Raw genomic sequence first — 20,338 nt, forward strand, 5'->3', positions numbered from 1 at the left:
AATGATACCTCATAGGTAGCCTGGCTCTTAAACTGTGAGTTATTACTCGTTAAACTAAGGGCAGCGAAGGCGTTTATGATGTACTGATGTTTTTATTCAAGGTACTTCGCTTAAATAAGCGCTGGAGGAGGGAGGAAATCGTTCTAAGAAGTTTGTAGGTAGTGCTATAGTGACTAGTATAGTGAACTAAGATTTTCTTTTTATTATTAATTCTGTAAAACTTACCTCGTGAAGATTGTAACTCTAAATCGTCGCTTATTATAGCGGTTTTCTTTTTTAATCGGCTAAATAGCTGGTGGATGTTATTGTTACTAATGGTTGTCTCTTTTTCTGGCCAGATTGAGGAAAGTAAGACGTCTCGATCTATTTTTTCACCGTTTATTGCGTTTTTTATCAAAACCATAAATAAACAAAATTCTTTATTTGTCAATTCCACACTACCTTTCCAGCTGTAAACCACTTTGTCGTCAATTGCCACAAAATATATCATCGTCGCTCCATAATGAAAAAAGTCACATGCAAATATATCGCAGTCAGAATGGTTTTGTAAGATCACTTTCAATTTCAAACTAATTATATTGATTAGCCTCATATTTTTATTAAAAAATAACCAAACCGCTTAACATTATAATTTCTATTTATGATGTTTTTTTACTTATACGGTTAATGGTATTGGCTTACATTCATTAAATCAGGTCATTATGAACTGTAGCCCAATGGAGGAAGGCTAAGGTAAGTGATTATATTGTTTAAGTTTCAATAAATACAAAGCCAACTGGATTTTCATGATGTAAGTTACCTGAGGTATTCTTACGTTCAACTCACATTCAATTTTAACCGTGGAATAATAAGTCACTTTTCTATTATATGCTTATAAATAACTTACAGATTAATTTTAATGGTTAACTTGTTGACTATATTAGTTACATTAAATAAAAATTCACTATTAAGTATCAATAGTGAGCAGTTTGATTTTAAAATAACATCCATTGATTAATCCATGTCTGTACAACTGAGTTGCGCCGGCAAATAAGATGACGATAAGAAGTAAACAGATAGATTTAGTTGGCGTAATAATACTATTTGTTGTGTCAATTTTCTTGGTTCCTGACTAAAACATTAAGGTTTCTCAGTTAAGCTATATACGATAAATATTGGCATCTTTCTATTGCAGGATGATTTCTAGTGCTAAGCATTATAGCCAGGAGTAAAGGAAATAACGCTTTAACGATACCACCATTAATTTAAAAAATGGAGTCTGAAATGGAAAAAGAAGAAAAAAGCAATCTCATCTACGATAAAGATCCTGGATATGTGTGGGACAATAAAAATGAATGCGAAGGAGCAGCAGAAGAGACCTATCAAGAACTCAATTATGAACCCTCTATATCGGCAGATAAACTCACCTGGACCCCAACCCGATTGGCGAAAACCGTATTTAATACTTATGAGGATGATGACGATTTTAACGTACTTTGTTATTTCACCGATTGGTCACAATATGACCCCAGAATAATCAACAAGGAGATTCGTGATACTGGTGGGAGAAGCGCAGATATATTACGACTTAACACACCGGATGGTCGACCCTTTAAGCGGCTGATCTATAGCTTTGGTGGATTAATCGGTGACAAAAAATACTCAGCTGATGGAAATGCCAGTATTGCAGTTAGGCTGGGCGTAGCAACTGATCCCGATGATGCGATCGCCAACCATAAAGGAAAGACGATTCCCGTCGATCCCGATGGTGCAGTGCTTGCAAGCATAAACTGTGGATTTACAAAATGGGAGGCAGGGGACGCCAACGAACGTTATAACCAGGAGAAGGCCAAAGGACTATTGGGTGGTTTCAGATTGCTTCATGAAGCGGATAAAGAACTGGAATTTTCCCTCAGTATTGGCGGTTGGTCAATGAGCGGCTTATTTAGCGAAATTGCCAAGGATGAGATATTACGTACCAATTTCGTTGAAGGTATCAAGGATTTCTTTCAACGATTTCCGATGTTCAGTCATCTGGATATTGACTGGGAGTATCCAGGTTCTATTGGGGCCGGTAACCCAAATAGTCCCGATGATGGTGCTAATTTTGCTATTTTGATTCAACAGATTACTGACGCAAAAATCTCGAATTTAAAGGGGATTAGCATTGCGTCTTCTGCGGATCCGGCAAAAATTGATGCAGCAAATATTCCGGCGCTAATGGACGCGGGTGTGACCGGTATTAACCTGATGACCTATGATTTCTTCACTTTAGGTGATGGTAAATTATCTCATCATACTAATATTTATCGGGATCCTGGTGACGTCTATTCGAAGTATTCAATTGATGATGCAGTGACTCATTTAATTGATGAGAAAAAGGTTGATCCTAAAGCCATTTTTATTGGCTATGCGGGCTACACGCGAAATGCAAAAAATGCCACGATAACAACAAGTATACCGTCAGAAGAAGCCTTAAAGGGCACCTATACTGATGCTAACCAAACGCTAGGCAGCTTTGAGTATTCTGTCCTCGAGTGGACAGATATTATTTGCCACTATATGGACTTTGAAAAAGGGGAAGGACGCAACGGCTATAAGCTTGTACACGATAAAGTAGCGAAAGCGGATTATCTCTACAGTGAAGCAACTAAGGTGTTTATTTCTCTGGATACGCCACGCTCGGTTAGAGATAAAGGAAGATATGTAAAAGATAAAGGTCTGGGCGGATTATTTATATGGTCAGGCGATCAGGATAACGGAATATTGACCAATGCCGCGCATGAAGGGTTGAAGCGACGAATCAAAAATAAGGTGATTGACATGACGCCATTTTATCTTGATTCCGATGAAGAATTACCTACCTACACAGAACCGGCTGAGCCACAGTGCGAAGCATGTAATATCAAATAAATAGCCTCAGATAATTAATACTATTAACGAATCATGAAATGATTCGTAATGGCCTGTTACATTCAAAACAAGATGGAATAATGAAATGGATAAATATAATAATTATTCTAATGTAATAAAAAACAAATCGAGTATTTCTCCTTTGCTCGCTGCTGCAGCAAAAATTGAACCAGAAATAACAGTACTATCAAGTGCATCTAAAAGTAACCGTTCTCAATATAGCCAGTCTTTGGCAGACACTTTATTAGGGTTAGGTTATCGCTCTATTTTTGATATTGCTAAGGTTTCCAGACAGCGCTTTATTAAACGGCATGATGAGTCTTTATTGGGAAATGGGGCCGTTATTTTTGATAAGGCCGTTAGCATGGCTAATCAGGTCTTACAAAAATATCGCAAGAATCGGCTTGAAAAGAGTAATAGCCCATTAGTGCCGCAAACGTCTTCATCGACTGATGCATCTAGCGAATCGCAGACGAACAAGCTACCTGAATACAATCAACTATTCCCTGAACCTTGGGATAACTTCTGTCGCCCGGGCGCTATTGAAGCATTGGATAGCCCAGCAAGTTATTTATTGGATCTGTATAAGTTTATTCAAAGCGTAGAGTTGGATGGTTCAAATCAGGCAAGAAAGTTAGAAACGCGTCGTGCCGATATTCCTAAGTTATCTTTGGACAATGATGCACTGTATAAAGAAGTTACTGCGTTATCAATTGTCAATGATGTACTGTCAGGCAGCGCCAGGGAATATATTGACCAGTCAGGTCAGGCAGATAAAGCGGTTAATCAAATCCTAGGGGATACGCATTTTCCCTTTACACTACCTTATAGCTTGCCCACCCAACAGATAAATAAAGGACTCGGCGCTAGTAATATTGAACTAGGAACGGTAATTCAACGTGTTGACCCTCAGTTCTCCTGGAATACGACTCAAGAAAAATATAATCAGGTTTTATTGGCATATACCCAATTAAGCAGTGAACAAATTGCTTTGCTGAGTTTGCCTGATGTGTTTACCCAAAATTTTTTAACCCAGACTGAACTCTCCGCCGGCTATTTAAGCGCCAGTACCACGGAAATCTTGGCGGAAAAAGATCTTTCTCGCCACGGCTATATTGTAAAAGCTGCGGACAATATAAAGGGGCCTACTCAGTTAGTTGAGCATAGTGACGCCTCTTATGACGTAATTGAGTTGACATGTACCAATCAGGCTAAAGAAACTATTACCGTTAAATTACGCGGTGAGAATATTATTACTTATCAGCGTACCAAAGCGCGTATGGTGCCTTTTGATAATTCTTCCCCTTTTAGTCGACAATTGAAACTGACTTTTGTTGCTGAAGATAATCCTTCCCTAGGCAACCTAGACAAAGGCCCATATTTCGCCAATATGGATATTTATGCCGCCGAATGGGTGAGGGAAAATGTCAGTAGCGAAACAATGGTAAGCCGACCTTTCCTAACCATGACTTACCGTATCGCTATTGCTAAAGCAGGGGCTTCGTTGGAGGAATTGCAGCCTGAAGCTGACGCGTTCTTCATCAATAATTTTGGCTTGAGCGCAGAAGACAGCAGCCAGTTAGTCAAACTCGTTGCTTTTGGCGATCAAACCGGTTCCAAAGCTGAAGAGATTGAAAGTTTATTGAGCTGTGGAGAAAACTTACCTATTGTTTCACCTAATGTCATCTTTGCTAATCCTATTTTTGGCAGTTATTTCAACGATGAGCCTTTCCCGGCTCCTTACCACTTCGGTGGCGTTTATATTAATGCCCATCAACGAAATGCAATGACGATTATAAGGGCGGAGGGCGGAAGAGAAATTCAGTCACTCTCTAACTTCCGACTGGAGCGGTTAAATCGTTTCATTCGCTTACAGCGCTGGCTGGATTTGCCCTCCCATCAACTTGACCTGCTATTAACATCGGTAATGCAGGCAGATGCTGATAATTCGCAACAGGAAATTACTGAGCCTGTGCTAAAGTCTCTCGGTTTATTCAGGCACTTAAATTTACAGTATAAAATCACGCCGGAAATATTTTCGTCTTGGTTATATCAATTAACGCCTTTTGCCGTTAGCGGTGAAATCGCATTCTTTGATCGCATATTTAATCGTGAACAGCTATTTGATCAACCCTTTATTTTAGATGGTGGTAGCTTTACCTATCTGGATGCTAAAGGCTCAGATGCTAAATCGGTGAAACAATTATGTGCTGGTTTGAATATATCTGCGGTCACTTTCCAGTTTATTGCTCCGTTGGTACAAAGTGCATTAGGGTTGGAAGCTGGGACGTTGGTTCGCAGTTTTGAGGTTGTGTCTAGCCTTTATCGCCTGGTCAGTATTCCGCAGACATTCGGTTTATCGACGGAAGACGGATTAATTTTAATGAATATCCTGACCGATGAGATGGGATATCTGGCGAAACAACCTGCCTTTGACGATAAACAAACGCAGGATAAAGACTTCCTTAGTATCATTTTGAAAATGGAAGCCTTAAGTGCTTGGCTAACAAAGAACAACTTAACGCCGGCCAGCCTGGCATTACTTTTAGGTGTTACCCGATTAGCGGTGGTGCCGACCAATAATATGGTGACGTTCTTTAAAGGTATTGCGAACGGTTTATCAGAGAATGTGTGCCTGACAACGGATGATTTCCAGCGCCAAGAGTTAGAAGGAGCTGATTGGTGGACACTTCTATCAACGAATCAAGTCATTGATGATAGGGGACTCGTGCTTGATATTCATCCAGTCTGGGGTAAGTCGGATGAAGAAATGCTCATGGAAAAAATACAAAGTATTGGTGTAAGCAACGACAACAATACGCTGAGTATTATCGTGCAAATTTTGATTCAAGCCAAAAACGCTCAAGAGAATCTGTTATCGCAAACCATTTCTGCTGAGTATGGAGTAGAGCGCAGTGTGGTGCCGCTTCAATTACGTTGGTTAGGTAGTAATGTTTATAGCGTTTTGAATCAGGTATTAAATAATACGCCTACTGATATATCTAGTATAGATCCGAAGTTGAGTGAATTGACTTATAGCTTATTAATTTATACTCAGTTGATAAATTCGTTAAAACTCAATAAAGAATTCATATTCCTGCGTCTGACGCAACCAAACTGGCTTGGTTTAGCACAGCCCAAATTATCAACTCAATTATCCCTACCTGAAATATATCTCATTACCTGTTATCAGGACTGGGTGGTTAATGCAAATAAAAATGAAGACAGCATTCATGAATACCTTGAATTTGCAAATATTAAGAAAACTGAAGCTGAAAAAACTCTCGTTGATAATAGTGAAAAATGTGCAGAACTGTTGGCGGAAATATTAGCCTGGGATGCCGGTGAAATATTAAAAGCGGCCTCTCTACTTGGATTAAATCCACCTCAGGCGACGAATGTTTTCGAAATCGATTGGATTAGACGACTACAGACATTATCCGAGAAAACGATGATTTCAACCGAGTATTTATGGCAAATGGGCGATTTAACGGAGAATTCTGAGTTTTCTCTGAAGGAAGGCGTTGGTGAAGCAGTTATGGCCGCGTTAAAGGCACAAGGAGATAGCGATAATGTCTAATTCTATTGAAGCGAAACTACAGGAAGATCTACGCGATGCCTTGGTGGATTATTATCTGGGACAAATTGTTCCTAATAGTAAAGATTTCACCAATCTGAGGAGCACCATTAAGAACGTTGATGATTTATATGATCATTTGTTACTGGATACGCAAGTGTCGGCTAAGGTCATTACTTCACGTTTATCTCTGGTGACGCAGTCGGTACAGCAATATATCAATCGAATTGCACTTAATCTTGAGCCTGGTTTGTCTATTAACCAGCAGGAAGCCACTGACTGGGAAGAGTTTGCCAACCGTTATGGGTATTGGGCCGCTAACCAGCAACTAAGAATGTTCCCGGAGATTTATGTTGATCCTACTTTACGTCTGACTAAGACAGAGTTCTTCTTTCAATTAGAAAGTGCCTTGAACCAAGGGAAATTAACCGATGATGTCGCGCAAAAAGCCGTATTAGGTTATCTGAATAATTTTGAAGAAGTCAGTAATCTGGAAATTATTGCTGGTTATCAGGACGGCATCGATATTGAGAACGATAAAACCTATTTCGTTGCCCGAACCCGAATGCAACCCTACCGTTATTTCTGGCGATCTCTGGATGCCAGTCAGCGTAATGCTAATTCCCAAGAGTTGTATCCAACGGCATGGAGTGAATGGAAGGCGATATCCGTACCATTGGAAAACGTTGCTAACGGGATTGTTCGGCCGATTATGATGGATAACCGCCTTTATATTAGTTGGTTTGAGGTGGCGGAAGAAAAGGAGACGGATAGCGACGGCAATATTATTGTATCGGGACGTTATCGCACTAAAATTCGTCTGGCTCACTTAGGATTTGACGGTGTTTGGAGTTCGGGAACAACGTTAAGAGAAGAAGTGCTGGCTGACCAGATGGAAGAAATGATCGCGGTGGTCGATCGCATGGAAGATGAGCCTCGTCTAGCACTGGTTGCATTTAAAGAAATGAGTGAAAGTTGGGACGTCGTATTTAGCTATATCTGCGATAGTATGCTGATTGAATCCAGTAATTTACCGACTACCACTCATCCGCCAAAACCAGGAGACGGTGATAAAGGATTGTCTGATCTGGATGATTACGGTGCTAATCTGGTTTGGTTCTATTTACATGAGACTGCCAATGGAGGCAAAGCGGAGTACAAGCAGTTAATTCTCTATCCGGTTATTATTAACCGGGATTGGCCAATTGAATTGGATAAAACTCATCAGGGAGACTTTGGCACTGTCGATGATTTCACGCTGAATTCTAATTATACTGGCGATGAATTAAGCCTGTATTTGCAATCTTCGTCCACCTATAAATATGACTTTTCTAAAAGTAAAAATATTATTTATGGCATCTGGAAGGAAGATGCAAATAATAATCTCTGCTGGCTTAACTATAAACTTTTAACGCCAGAAGATTACGAGCCGCAAATTAATGCTACGTTGGTAATGTGTGACAAAGGTGACGTCAATATCATTACTGGATTCAGTTTGCCTAATGGCGGTGTTGATGCAGGCGGAAAAATAAAAGTTACTCTTCGGGTTGGTAAAAAACTCCGGGATAAATTCCAGATTAAACAATTTAGCCAAACTCAGTATTTGCAGTTCCCTGAGGCGTCCAGTGCTGACGTTTGGTATATCGGAAAGCAGATTAGGTTAAATACGCTGTTTGCTAAAGAACTTATAGGTAAGGCAAGCCGAAGTCTGGATTTGGTTTTAAGTTGGGAAACGCAGAATAGTCGTTTAGAAGAAGCTATTTTAGGTGGCGCGGCTGAACTTATCGATTTAGATGGCGCAAACGGCATTTATTTCTGGGAGCTATTTTTCCATATGCCATTTATGGTGTCCTGGCGCTTTAATGTGGAACAGCGGTATGAAGATGCGAACCGTTGGGTTAAATATTTGTTTAATCCGTTTGAGTGTGAAGATGAACCGGCATTATTGCTAGGCAAACCGCCGTATTGGAATAGTCGTCCGTTAGTGGATGAACCATTTAAGGGTTATAGCTTAACGCAACCTAGCGATCCCGATGCCATTGCTGCCAGCGATCCTATTCATTACCGTAAAGCGGTCTTTAATTTCCTGACCAAGAATATTATTGATCAAGGCGATATGGAATATCGCAAATTGCAGCCGTCGGCCAGAACGCTGGCGCGTCTGAGTTATTCAACGGCCAGTTCATTATTAGGGCGTCGTCCTGACGTGCAGCTGACTAGTTTCTGGCAACCGCTCACTCTTGAGGATGCGTCCTATAAAACGGACAGTGAAATTCGTGCTATTGAAATGCAAAGTCAGCCATTAACATTTGAGCCTGTCGTGCATGACCAAACCATGAGCGCCGTGGATAATGATATCTTTATGTATCCAATGAATAACGAATTGAGGGGTTTGTGGGATCGGATTGAAAACCGTATTTACAATTTGCGCCATAACCTGACGTTGGATGGAAAAGAAATCAATATGGATCTTTATGATTCAAGTATTTCTCCACGTGGTTTGATGAAGCAACGTTATCAGCGGGTCGTTACCGCTAGAAACGCCAGTAAGATGAACTTCAAAGTCCCTAACTATCGTTTTGAGCCGATGTTAAACCGGTCAAAATCGGGTGTTGAGACTCTTATTCAATTCGGCAGTACTTTATTGAGCCTGTTAGAACGCAAAGATAGTTTGAGTTTTGACGCTTACCAAATGATTCAGAGTGGCGACCTTTATCGCTTCTCGATTGATTTGCAGCAGCAGGATATTGATATTAATAAAGCCAGTCTGGAAGCATTACAGGTAAGCAAACAGTCTGCTCAGGATCGTTATGATCACTTTAAAGAACTGTATGACGAGAATATCTCTTCGACGGAACAAAAAGTTATTGAGTTACAGTCACAGGCTGCCAATTCGTTGTTGATGGCTCAGGGAATGAGAACGGCTGCCGCCGCTTTAGATGTGATTCCGAATATCTATGGTTTGGCCGTTGGTGGCTCTCACTGGGGCGCACCGCTGAATGCTGCGGCTGAAATTATTATGATTAAGTATCAGGCGGACAGCAGTAAATCTGAAAGCTTGAGTGTTTCTGAATCCTATCGTCGTCGCCGTCAGGAATGGGAGTTGCAGTATAAACAGGCTGAATGGGAAGTTAATTCTGTTGAGCAGCAGATCAATTTGCAGAATATGCAAATTAAAGCAGCTAATAAACGTCTGGAACAGGTTGAAGCTCAACAACAGCAGGCAATGGCTCTACTGGATTATTTCTCCGAACGCTTTACAAACGAAAGTTTATATACCTGGCTGATCAGTCAACTCTCCAGTTTATATTTACAAGCGTACGATGCGGTGCTTTCACTTTGTTTATCTGCAGAAGCTTCTTTGCTATATGAGCTGAATTTGGGCGAGCAGAGTTTCGTCGGTGGTGGCGGTTGGAACGATCTGTATCAAGGATTGATGGCCGGTGAAACACTGAAATTGGCGTTAATGAGAATGGAGCGGGTTTATGTTGAGCAAAACTCTCGTCGTCAGGAAATTACCAAAACGATCTCGTTGAAAGCACTGCTCGGTGAAAGCTGGCCTGCGGAGCTGAATAAGCTAAAACAAAAAACGCCAATTAACTTTAATCTGGAAGAACAGATTTTTGTTGAGGACTATCAAGAGCTGTATCAGCGCAGAATTAAGTCGGTTTCGGTCAGTTTGCCGATGTTAGTTGGGCCTTATGAAGACGTGTGTGCGCAGTTGACTCAGACCTCCAGTAGTTATAGCACCCGGGCAGACCTCAAGACGGTAGAAAATATGCTGACTAAAAGAACGTTTGCCGATACGCCGCACTTGGTTCGTAGTATTCAACCCAATCAGCAGATTTCTTTATCGACTGGGGTGAATGATAGTGGGCTGTTTATGCTTAATTTTGATGATGAGCGTTTCTTGCCATTTGAAGGTTCTGGCGTTGATTCAAGCTGGCGTTTGCAATTCACCAATTTGAAACAGAATTTGGATAGCCTCAACGATGTCATTCTACATGTGAAGTATACAGCCGCGATTGGCTCATCAACTTTCAGTCAGGGCGTAAGGAAAATATTGGCCAATATAAACAACGATGAATAACTGCTGTTTTTGATCAGCTATTTATTTTTTCAATCATATTTATCTCACTTGGCTCCTTTTTAATCAAAGGAGCCAACAAAAATAGTGGAGTTCGGTTATGGTCAATAAATATACTTACACCTCATCTAAAGCAATGTCTGATATTAGTGATGTTATTGGTGAACCTTTAGCTGCATGGGATAGTCAGGTCGGTGGGCGGGTATTTAACGTTATATTTGATGGTAAAGTTTATACCAATACCTATTGGGTTGAACGCTGGCAGGTTCCCGGTATTGGTAGTTCTGATGGTAACCCTCACAATGCCTGGAAATTTGTACGGGCGGCAACGGCAGACGAAATAAATAAAATAGGGAATCCAACCACAGCAGATGTTAAACCGACGGAAAATATTCCTTCACCGATATTGGTCGAAGATAAATATACCGAGGAAACGTATTCTCGCCCTGACGTAAATTTTAAAGAAGATGGCTCGCAAGGGAACCTTTCTTACACTGCAACCCGAGTTTGCGCCCCGATGTACAATCATTATGTTGGTGATAAAACAAAACCGAAGCTGTCGGCTTATATTACCGACTGGTGCCAATATGATGCTCGTCTAGACGGCGGTGGTAGTAAAGAAGAAGAACGTGGGCGTGGTTTTGATTTAGCGACGTTGATGCAAAATCCCGCTACCTATGATCGACTGATTTTCAGTTTCCTCGGTATTTGCGGTGATATCGGCAATAAAAGTAAAAAAGTGCAGGAAGTCTGGGACGGATGGAATGCTCAGGCGCCGAGTTTAGGTTTACCTCAGATTGGTAAAGGGCATATTGTTCCGTTGGATCCCTATGGTGATTTAGGCACTGCTCGTAACGTGGGGTTGCCGCCTGAAAGCGCCGATACCAGTATTGAATCTGGCACATTTTTACCTTATTACCAGCAAAACCGTGCTGCTGGCCTATTGGGTGGATTGCGTGAACTGCAAAAGAAAGCTCATGCGATGGGCCATAAACTCGATCTGGCCTTCAGTATTGGTGGTTGGAGTTTATCCAGCTATTTCTCCGCTTTAGCGGAGAACCCGGATGAGCGCCGCGTTTTTGTTGCCAGCGTGGTTGATTTCTTTGTGCGTTTCCCAATGTTCAGCTGCGTGGATATCGACTGGGAATACCCCGGTGGCGGTGGCGATGAGGGAAATATCAGCAGTGATAAAGATGGCGAAAACTATGTATTGCTGATTAAAGAGCTACGCAGCGCATTGGATAGCCGTTTTGGTTACAGTAACAGAAAAGAGATCTCAATCGCTTGTAGCGGCGTCAAAGCGAAATTAAAGAAATCCAATATTGATCAGTTGGTTGCTAATGGTCTAGATAATATTTATCTGATGAGCTACGACTTCTTTGGCACCATCTGGGCCGATTATATTGGTCATCATACAAACCTGTATTCACCAAAAGATCCCGGCGAACAAGAGTTATTTGATTTATCGGCCGAAGCAGCGATTGATTATTTGCATAATGAACTTGGTGTTCCGATGGAGAAAATTCATTTGGGGTACGCTAACTACGGGCGCTCAGCGGTAGGGGGGGATCTGACAACCCGTCAGTATACCAAAGATGGCCCAGCGTTAGGCACGATGGAAAATGGTGCTCCGGAATTCTTCGATATCGTTAAAAACTATATGGATGCCGAGCACAGCTTAAGTATGGGTAAAAATGGTTTTGTGCTGATGACTGACACGAATGCCGATGCTGATTTTCTGTTTAGCGAGGCTAAAGGCCACTTTATTTCATTAGATACCCCTAGAACGGTAAAACAAAAAGGTGAATATGCCGCGAAAAATAAATTAGGCGGCGTATTTTCCTGGTCTGGCGATCAGGATTGCGGGTTATTAGCCAATGCAGCCAGAGAGGGACTGGGTTACGTTGCCGATTCTAATCAGGAAACGATTGATATGGGGCCGCTGTATAATCCAGGCAAAGAGATTTACTTAAAATCAATTTCTGAAATTAAGAGCAAGTAAGCGTTTACAGCGCCAATTGTTATTTAATCGCGATTGATTTCTATTAATTATCTAGCCTATTAATTTAAATTAATTGAAAAATCAGATAGCGGAACGTGGCGGGTTGTTTTATTGCTTATTTAAAATGGCGTTATTTATAACCTGTCACGGTCTGGCAATGTTCGGCTATTGATTAATAGCTGACAGGAGTCTTTATGCAAAATTCACAGGAAATGGCTATCACGACCCTTTCATTGCCGAAGGGCGGAGGGGCAATTAATGGGATGGGCGAATCAGTGGGTCAAGCAGGGCCTGATGGAATGGTGACCTTTTCCATACCATTACCCTTCTCCGCAGGTCGTGGCGTAGCCCCGGCGCTTTCGTTGAGTTATAGCAGCGGTGCAGGGAATGGCCCTTTTGGTATGGGATGGCAATGTAGTGCGATGAGTATTAGCCGTCGTACTCAAAAAGGGGTTCCCCAATATAACGAAGATGACGAGTTTCTTAGCCCTTCCGGGGAAGTGATGGCTATCGCTTTAAATGATAGTGGTTTTGAAGATGTGAGAACGGCTAACCGTCTACAAGGTATCCCATTACCTTTCAGCTATAAGGTCACTCGTTACCAGCCGCGCCTTATTCAAGACTTCATCAAAATAGAATATTGGCAACCCGTTAAACAAACTGATGGCACGCCATTCTGGATAATTTATTCTCCCGATGGACAAACGCATATTCTGGGGAAAAATTCCCATAGTCGGGTGGCTAATGCTGAAAACCCATCGCAGATTGCTAGCTGGCTGTTGGAAGAAACGGTTACGCCTACCGGCGAGCATATTTACTATCAATATAGCGGCGAGAATCAAGTCAATTGTACTGATGCGGAAATAGCGCTTCATCCACAGGATAGTGCCCAGCGTTATTTAGCGCGGATTGACTACGGTAATATTTCCCCTCAAGCCAGTTTATTTGTTTTAGATGAAGAACTACCTAATCTCACCCAGTGGTTATTCCATTTAGTGTTTGATTACGGCGAGCGAGATATCTCTATTAATAAAATTCCCACTTTCGAGGGAGGAGCCACCGGTTGGTTAGCCCGGCCAGATATGTTTAGCCGCTACGACTTTGGAATTGAAATTCGAAATCGCCGCTTATGCCACCAGGTATTGGGGTTCCATCGGCTGGAGGCCTTGAATGATCGAGATGTGACTGACGAAATTCCCGTTTTGGTGAATCGACTCACGCTAGATTACGACCTGAATAACAGCGTCAGCACCTTGGTAGCTGTCCGTCAGGTGGCGTATGAAACGGACGGCAGCCCAATTACTCAGCCGCCGTTAGAATTCGACTATCAGCGTTTTGACATAGGGAGTATTCCCGGCTGGCAGGAAATGCCGCAGCTTGAGGCTTTTAACGGCTATCAACCATACCAAATGATTGATCTGTATGGTGAAGGTACACCAGGCATTCTGTATCAGGAAACGCCGGGTGCCTGGTGGTACAAATCGCCGCAACGCCAAATTGGGGGCGATTCTAATGCCGTGACCTATGGGGCAATGAAAGCGTTGCCCGAAATCCCTCGCTTGCAAGAGGGAGCGACGCTGATGGATATCAACGGTGACGGTCGTTTGGATTGGGTGATCACTTCAGCGGGAGTACGAGGTTTTCATAGCATTCATTCGACAGGTGAATGGACACATTTTACACCATTGAACACCTTACCCACCGAGTATTTTCACCCGAAGGCACAATTAGCAGATCTGGTTGGCGCGGGATTATCTGATTTGGTGCTTATCGGGCCTAAAAGCGTGCGGTTGTATGCCAATCAGCAGGGGAACTGGGCTCCGGCGCAGGATGTCACGCAGGCAGAAAACGTCAGCTTACCGGTCATTGGAATCGATTCCCGTCAATTAGTCGCTTTTGCCGATATGTTAGGTTCGGGTCAGCAGCATCTGGTCGAGATCACGGCAGATAGCGTGAAATGCTGGCCAAATATGGGACACGGCCGTTTTGGCCAACCTTTGACTTTGGAAGGATTTAGTCAGCCGCAGACCAGTTTCAACCCCGATCGGGTGTTTCTGGCTGATATTGATGGTTCTGGCACTAACGACATTATTTATGCTCATTCGGAATGTCTAGAGATCTACCTAAACGAAAGCGGTAATCGCTTTAGTAAACCAATCTCTTTATTACTGCCGGACGGTGTGAATTTTGATAACACCTGCCAACTGCAAGCAGCTGATATTCAAGGATTAGGCATCGCCAGTTTGGTGATGACGGTGCCGCATATGTCACCGACTCATTGGCGCTGCGATCTGGCGTTGAATAAGCCTTGGTTATTGAATGTGATGAATAATAATCGGGGGGCGGAAACCTGCTTGTTTTACCGCAGTTCGGCTCAATTCTGGCTGGATGAAAAACAGTTGGTTGAGGCGGCGGGGCAGCAACCTGAATGTCATTTGCCATTTCCTATGCATTTACACTGGCGTAGCGAGATTTTTGATGAGATTACAGGTAACCGTCTCACTCAAGAACAAGAATATGCCCACGGTTCCTGGGATGGCCAAGAGCGGGAATTTCGTGGCTTTGGCCGGTTGATTCAGCGCGATACGGATGGTTTTGCCCAGGGAACGGTCGACATTCCTACTCATCCTTCCCGAACTGTTAGCTGGTTTGCTACGGGAATCCCTGAGATTGACACCACGCTATCCGCAGAGTTTTGGCGCGGAGATGATCAGGCATTCAGCCCTTTCTCACCTCGGTTTACTCGTTGGGAAAACGATTCAGAGGCTGGTTCCGATGTTGCTTTTATACCTTCAGAGCATGATGCCTTTTGGCTGAATCGCGCGATGAAAGGGCAACTTTTGCGCAGCGAACTGTATGGTGATGATGGCACTCCCGAAGCCGAGATTCCTTATTCGGTCACAGAAATGCGTCATCAGGTGCGGGCGTTGCCCACAACCGACGCCACAGTACCTTCGGCATGGTGTTCCACCATTGAAACCCGAAGTTATCAATACCAACGGGTGGCCGCTGATCCTCAATGTAGCCAACAAGTAGTCATAAAAGCGGATCGCTATGGTTCGCCATTATTAAGTGTGGCAATCAATTACCCGCGACGTAAAAAACCGGAAAAGTCGCCCTATCCTGATGATTTACCGGAAACGCTGTTTGATAGCAGCTACGACACGCAGCAGCAGCAACTGCATCTGACCAAACAACAGCAAAATTATTTTCATTTGACCAATGACGATAACTGGCTGTTAGGGCTGCCAAAAGAGCAACGAAACGATGGCTATCAGTACGATCAGGAACGCGCTCCGGCTAACGGATTTACGCTAGAAACGCTCATCGCGTCCAATAGCCTGATCGGTTCGAATCAGCCGTTTACCTATTTGGGCCAAAGTCGGGTGGCTTATCAGGGCGGTGTGGATGAACAACCGTCTTTGCAGGCGCTGGTGGCCTACGGCGAAACCGCTATTCTGGACGAGAAAACCCTACAGGCCTTTGTCGGCGTGCTGGACAGCAAAACGCGCGATGAATTGCTGTTTTCCGCCGGTTATCAGTTGGCTCCGCGCTTGTTTAGGGTTGAGTCAGAGCCGGATGTTTGGGTTGCCCGTCAGGGTTACAGCGAATTCGGTGACTATTCGCAATTTTGGCGTCCTCTCAGCCAGCGTAGTACGTTGTTAACAGGGAAAACTACGTTGAAGTGGGATAAGCATTATTGCGTAGTGATAGAAACCCAGGATGCGGCTCAACTGGTGACACAGGCGCGCTACGATTACCGATTCCTTACCCCATATAGCCTGACGGATGCCAATGATAACCAGCACTACGTGGTTTTGAATCCGTTTGGGGAGGTGATTGCCAGCCGGTTTTGGGGAACGGAAGCGGGTAAAGACGCGGGATACAGCACTCCTCAAGCCAAACCTTTTGTGGTACCTGCCACGATTGAGGCAGCACTGGCGTTAAGCCCCGGAATTCCGGTGGCTCACTGCGCCATTTTTGAACCTGAAAGCTGGATGCAAAAACTGACGCAGCACGATGTTTCCGAACGAATGGCGGATAACGGTACTCTTTGGAACGCATTGCTGCAGGCGCGTTTTGTCACCGAAGATGGTTATGTCTGCGCGCTGGGTCGGCGGCGCTGGATGGCGCGCCATGGTTTATCGGTGCTGATGTTGACGCTACTGGCCGAGATTCCGCGTACGCCGCCTCATTCCCTTACTATTACTACCGATCGCTACGATAGCGATGACCAACAACAATTACGGCAACGTATTCTATTCAGTGATGGTTTTGGCCGCCTGCTACAAAGCGCTCAGCGTGTTGAAGCCGGTGAGAGCTGGCAACGCAGCGAAGACTCCTCGCTGGTGGTCAATGTTTCCGGCACACCAGCCTTAGTGGTGACGGATAATCGTTGGGCGGTTTCCGGACGTACGGAATACGACGGGAAAGGGCAAGGAATACGCGTTTACCAGCCTTATTTTCTGGATGATTGGCGTTATCTCAGCGATGACAGTGCACGCACTGACCTGTTTGCCGACACGCATATTTACGATCCTTTAGGGCGCGAATATCAGGTCATTACCGCGAAAGGTTACCGGCGTGAACGCCAGTATACCCCGTGGTTTGTGGTGAATCAGGATGAGAACGATACGGCAGCAAATCTGGCGATTTAGTTCCCATAAGAAAATTCGCCCTACATTGTCGTGGGGCGGATGAAAACGAGGAAATATGGTGTTGAAAGCCATTCCCTATCAAAAGGATAACCGAGATGAACCAGTTTGATTCTGCGCTCCATCAGGGCACGCCGGGGGTTAGCGTGCTGGATAATCGTGGCCACGTTATACGGGAGTTACGGTATTATCGCCATCCAGATACACCGCAGGAAATTGCTGAGCGTATAGCTTTTCATCAATATGATAGTTATGGGTTTATTTCTCAAAGTATCGATCCGCGTCTGGCGGAAAGACGAAAGCAGGATAGTTCGGTTAAGCCGAATTTGTCTTACTTTACGGCCCTTAGCGGCGAAGTTTTGCGTACTGACGGCGTTGATGCAGGCACAATCTTTTCCCTGAATGATATTGCCGCTCGTCCTGCCATTAGCATTTCCGCCACCGGCGTGTCACATACCTGGCAATATGAAGGTGAAAATCGGCCGGGGCGGGTACTCAGTCGCAGTGAAAGGGAGAAAGATCGAGAAGAGCGAATTATTGAGCGCTTTTACTGGGCTGGCAGTGATGCATCGCAAAAAGCGAACAATCTGGCGGGGCAATGCTTACGCCATTATAACAGCGCCGGGCTGAATCAAACGCTGAGTATTGCGCTCACTGGAACGCCGATATCGGCGTGCTTTCAGCCACTGCTGGAGAGCGCAGAGCCGGAATGGCAGGGGACGAATGAATCGGCGTGGCTGGAATTATTGACGCCGGAAATTTTCACCACTTACAACCGCGCCGACGCCAATGGCGAAACCTTGGTACAAACGGACGCCATGGGGAATATCCAACGGTTGGCCTACGATGTAGCCGGTTTTCTTAAAAGCAGCTGGCTGAGTTTAAAGGGCGGGCAAGAGCAGATCATAGTCAAATCGTTGACCTATTCGGCCGCCGGACAAAAGCTGCAAGAAGAGCACGGTAACGGTGTGCTCACCACTTATAGCTATGAGGCGGAAACTCAGCGTTTAATCGGTATCAGAACCGAGCGTCCAGCGGGGCATTTATCGGGAGCCAGAGTGTTTCAGGATCTGCGTTATACCTACGATCCCGTAGGTAACGTGCTGCGTATTACCAATGACGCGGAAGCGACTCGTTTCTGGCGTAATCAGAAAGTGGTGCCAGAAAATACCTACATCTACGACACTTTGTACCAATTAGTCAGCGCCAACGGGCGCGAAATGGCAAACATTCCGCAACAGAGTAGCCAACTTCCCACACTGTCTCCGATTGATAACAATGCATATACCAATTACATCCGCAATTATCACTATGATTCTGCTGGTAATTTGATGCAAATTCGCCATACATCGGCCGCAGCCAATAATAGTTACACCACCAATATAACTGTTTCAAAATACAGCAATCGTGCGGTATTAAGCTCACTAACCGACGATGTCGATAAAGTGGAGGCGTTCTTTGACGCCGCGGGACGGCAGAACCAACTATTGCCTGGTCAAACGTTAAGCTGGAATGCTCGCGGTGAACTGGCGAAGGTCACGCCGGTTGCGCGCGATGGGCAGGAATCTGACAGTGAAACATACCGTTATGATGCTAATAGTCAGCGCGTTAGCAAAATGGCTATTCAGCAGTCCAATAACAATACCCAAACTCGGCGAGTGCTCTATCTGGCAGGTCTGGAACGAAGAACAATTCATCAAGGTAATACGTTGTTTGAAACGTTACTGGTGGTGAAAATTGGCGAAGCTGGCCGGGCGCAGGTACAGGCAATGCACTGGGAGCTTGGGCAACCTACTGAAGTGGCTAACGACGAACTGCGTTACAGTTACGATAATCTGATTGGCAGCAGTGGGTTAGAGGTGGATGGAACCGGGCAATTGATCAGTCAGGAGGAATATTACCCCTATGGTGGTACTGCCGTGTGGATGGCGCGCAGTCAACGAGAAGCGAGTGATAAAGCCTATGGCTATTCAGGCAAGGAACGGGACGCCACGGGGTTGTATTACTACGGTTTCCGCTACTATCAGCCGTGGGCTGGCCGCTGGCTGAGTGCCGATCCGGCGGGTACGATAGATGGGCTGAATCTATTTAGAATGGTCAGGAATAACCCGATTGTACTCCATGATCCTGACGGCTTGGCTCCGGGTTTTTTTGAGCGCATCAGTTCATTTCGGAAGAAAGACACATTAACGATTTCATCCCTCAAAGGAACCGGGCCGTTTTATACCCGTTCAGAAAGCGAGATTGACATCGATTTTCTGTTCTCCAGACAGGATAGGGATAAAGACTTTCCGCCACAGAACCACAAGGAACTTTCTGCGGAAGATCGTCGAGAGGTGTTAGAAGTTTCCTCAGGTGAGAATATCACATCAGCCAATAAATCCTCTAAATGGTATGCAGGAACACATTGGGAAACTAAACCATTAAAAAATAATACTGATCTGGTGGTTCTTCACAACGGTGTGCAGGGTGCCGCAGGGATTAATATTAATCTGAATGATATAAAACCTGGCCGCTCCGTGCTGGTGACGGCTGGGACATTAACCGGATGTACGATGATTACCGGTGTTAAAGGGAATAATTTTTATGCTTTGCATGCCGGAACCGGAACCCCATCCGAAAATTGGGTAACCGGTGAACACGGAGTGACGGATAATTTCCGAATGCTGAATAAGTTAATTCCGGATGCCGGTATTGACCTGAATCCAGAAGCCGTGAATGACAGCTTATTAACGATATTGGATTATTTTGATAATGGAACTATCGCTTACAACGGTAAGAAAGGCAGTGAAATACATAGAGATGCAGATAATATTCTAAATTACCGAACCACAGGTTACGAAAATACCGTTGGTGTATCTTTCAGTCTATTAACAAAAGACAAAAATGGTGAGGTGTCGGCATCAACGTTATTAGAGCTTGGTGAGCTAAAACCGCATAAGAAACATAGAACAAGAGGCCAGTTTGGAATGACTGAACTGAAATACGAGGCCAGAAAGAATACCGTCGTTAAATTACGCTGAAGCACTAGCCTGCCTGATTTAATCATTTATTTAATAGGGCAGGCTATTTTTTCATCCTCACTATGTTGTTTTTATATTTTCAAACTGCGCTATCAAAAATAG

At 44.1% G+C, this 20,338-nt stretch carries 7 protein-coding genes; 6 read left to right on the forward strand and 1 reads right to left on the reverse strand.

The window, feature by feature from the left end:
* Window positions 1-73: 73 nt before the first annotated feature.
* Window positions 74-592: a helix-turn-helix domain-containing protein gene (locus ACQ4OC_RS01965; protein ID WP_430970884.1), complete on the reverse strand. Its 519-nt coding sequence runs from the start codon at window positions 590-592 to the stop codon at window positions 74-76.
* A 671-nt stretch (window positions 593-1,263) separates the two neighbouring features.
* Between ACQ4OC_RS01965 and chi1 the strand changes: the two genes are divergently transcribed.
* The 6 genes from chi1 to yenC1 all read left to right on the forward strand — a co-directional run bounded on the left by chi1 (window position 1,264) and on the right by yenC1 (window position 20,236).
* Window positions 1,264-2,892 carry an insecticidal toxin complex chitinase Chi1 gene (gene chi1, locus ACQ4OC_RS01970; protein ID WP_240442695.1) on the forward strand — a complete coding sequence of 543 codons (1,629 nt, stop codon included), beginning with the start codon at window positions 1,264-1,266 and terminating at the stop codon, window positions 2,890-2,892.
* Window positions 2,893-2,977: 85 nt separating this feature from the next.
* Window positions 2,978-6,472 carry an insecticidal toxin complex toxin subunit YenA1 gene (yenA1, locus tag ACQ4OC_RS01975; RefSeq protein ID WP_120806232.1) on the forward strand — a complete coding sequence of 1,165 codons (3,495 nt, stop codon included), beginning with the start codon at window positions 2,978-2,980 and terminating at the stop codon, window positions 6,470-6,472.
* Complete coding sequence (gene yenA2, locus ACQ4OC_RS01980; protein ID WP_430970885.1) at window positions 6,465-10,559, forward strand: insecticidal toxin complex toxin subunit YenA2; 4,095 nt, start codon at window positions 6,465-6,467, stop codon at window positions 10,557-10,559. Before yenA1 ends, yenA2 begins: the two co-directional genes overlap by 8 nt.
* Window positions 10,560-10,656: 97 nt before the next feature.
* Complete coding sequence (gene chi2 / locus ACQ4OC_RS01985) at window positions 10,657-12,558, forward strand: insecticidal toxin complex chitinase Chi2 (RefSeq protein ID WP_430970886.1); 1,902 nt, start codon at window positions 10,657-10,659, stop codon at window positions 12,556-12,558.
* A 194-nt stretch (window positions 12,559-12,752) separates the two neighbouring features.
* Entirely contained in the window at window positions 12,753-17,216 is a 4,464-nt protein-coding gene (gene yenB / locus ACQ4OC_RS01990; protein WP_430970887.1) for an insecticidal toxin complex toxin subunit YenB, read from the forward strand.
* A gap of 95 nt (window positions 17,217-17,311) precedes the next feature.
* Entirely contained in the window at window positions 17,312-20,236 is a 2,925-nt protein-coding gene (gene yenC1, locus ACQ4OC_RS01995; protein ID WP_064513233.1) for an insecticidal toxin complex toxin subunit YenC1, read from the forward strand.
* Window positions 20,237-20,338: the final 102 nt, after the last annotated feature.

This window comes from Yersinia sp. J1 (assembly GCF_050586585.1).
GTDB lineage: Bacteria > Pseudomonadota > Gammaproteobacteria > Enterobacterales > Enterobacteriaceae > Yersinia > Yersinia entomophaga.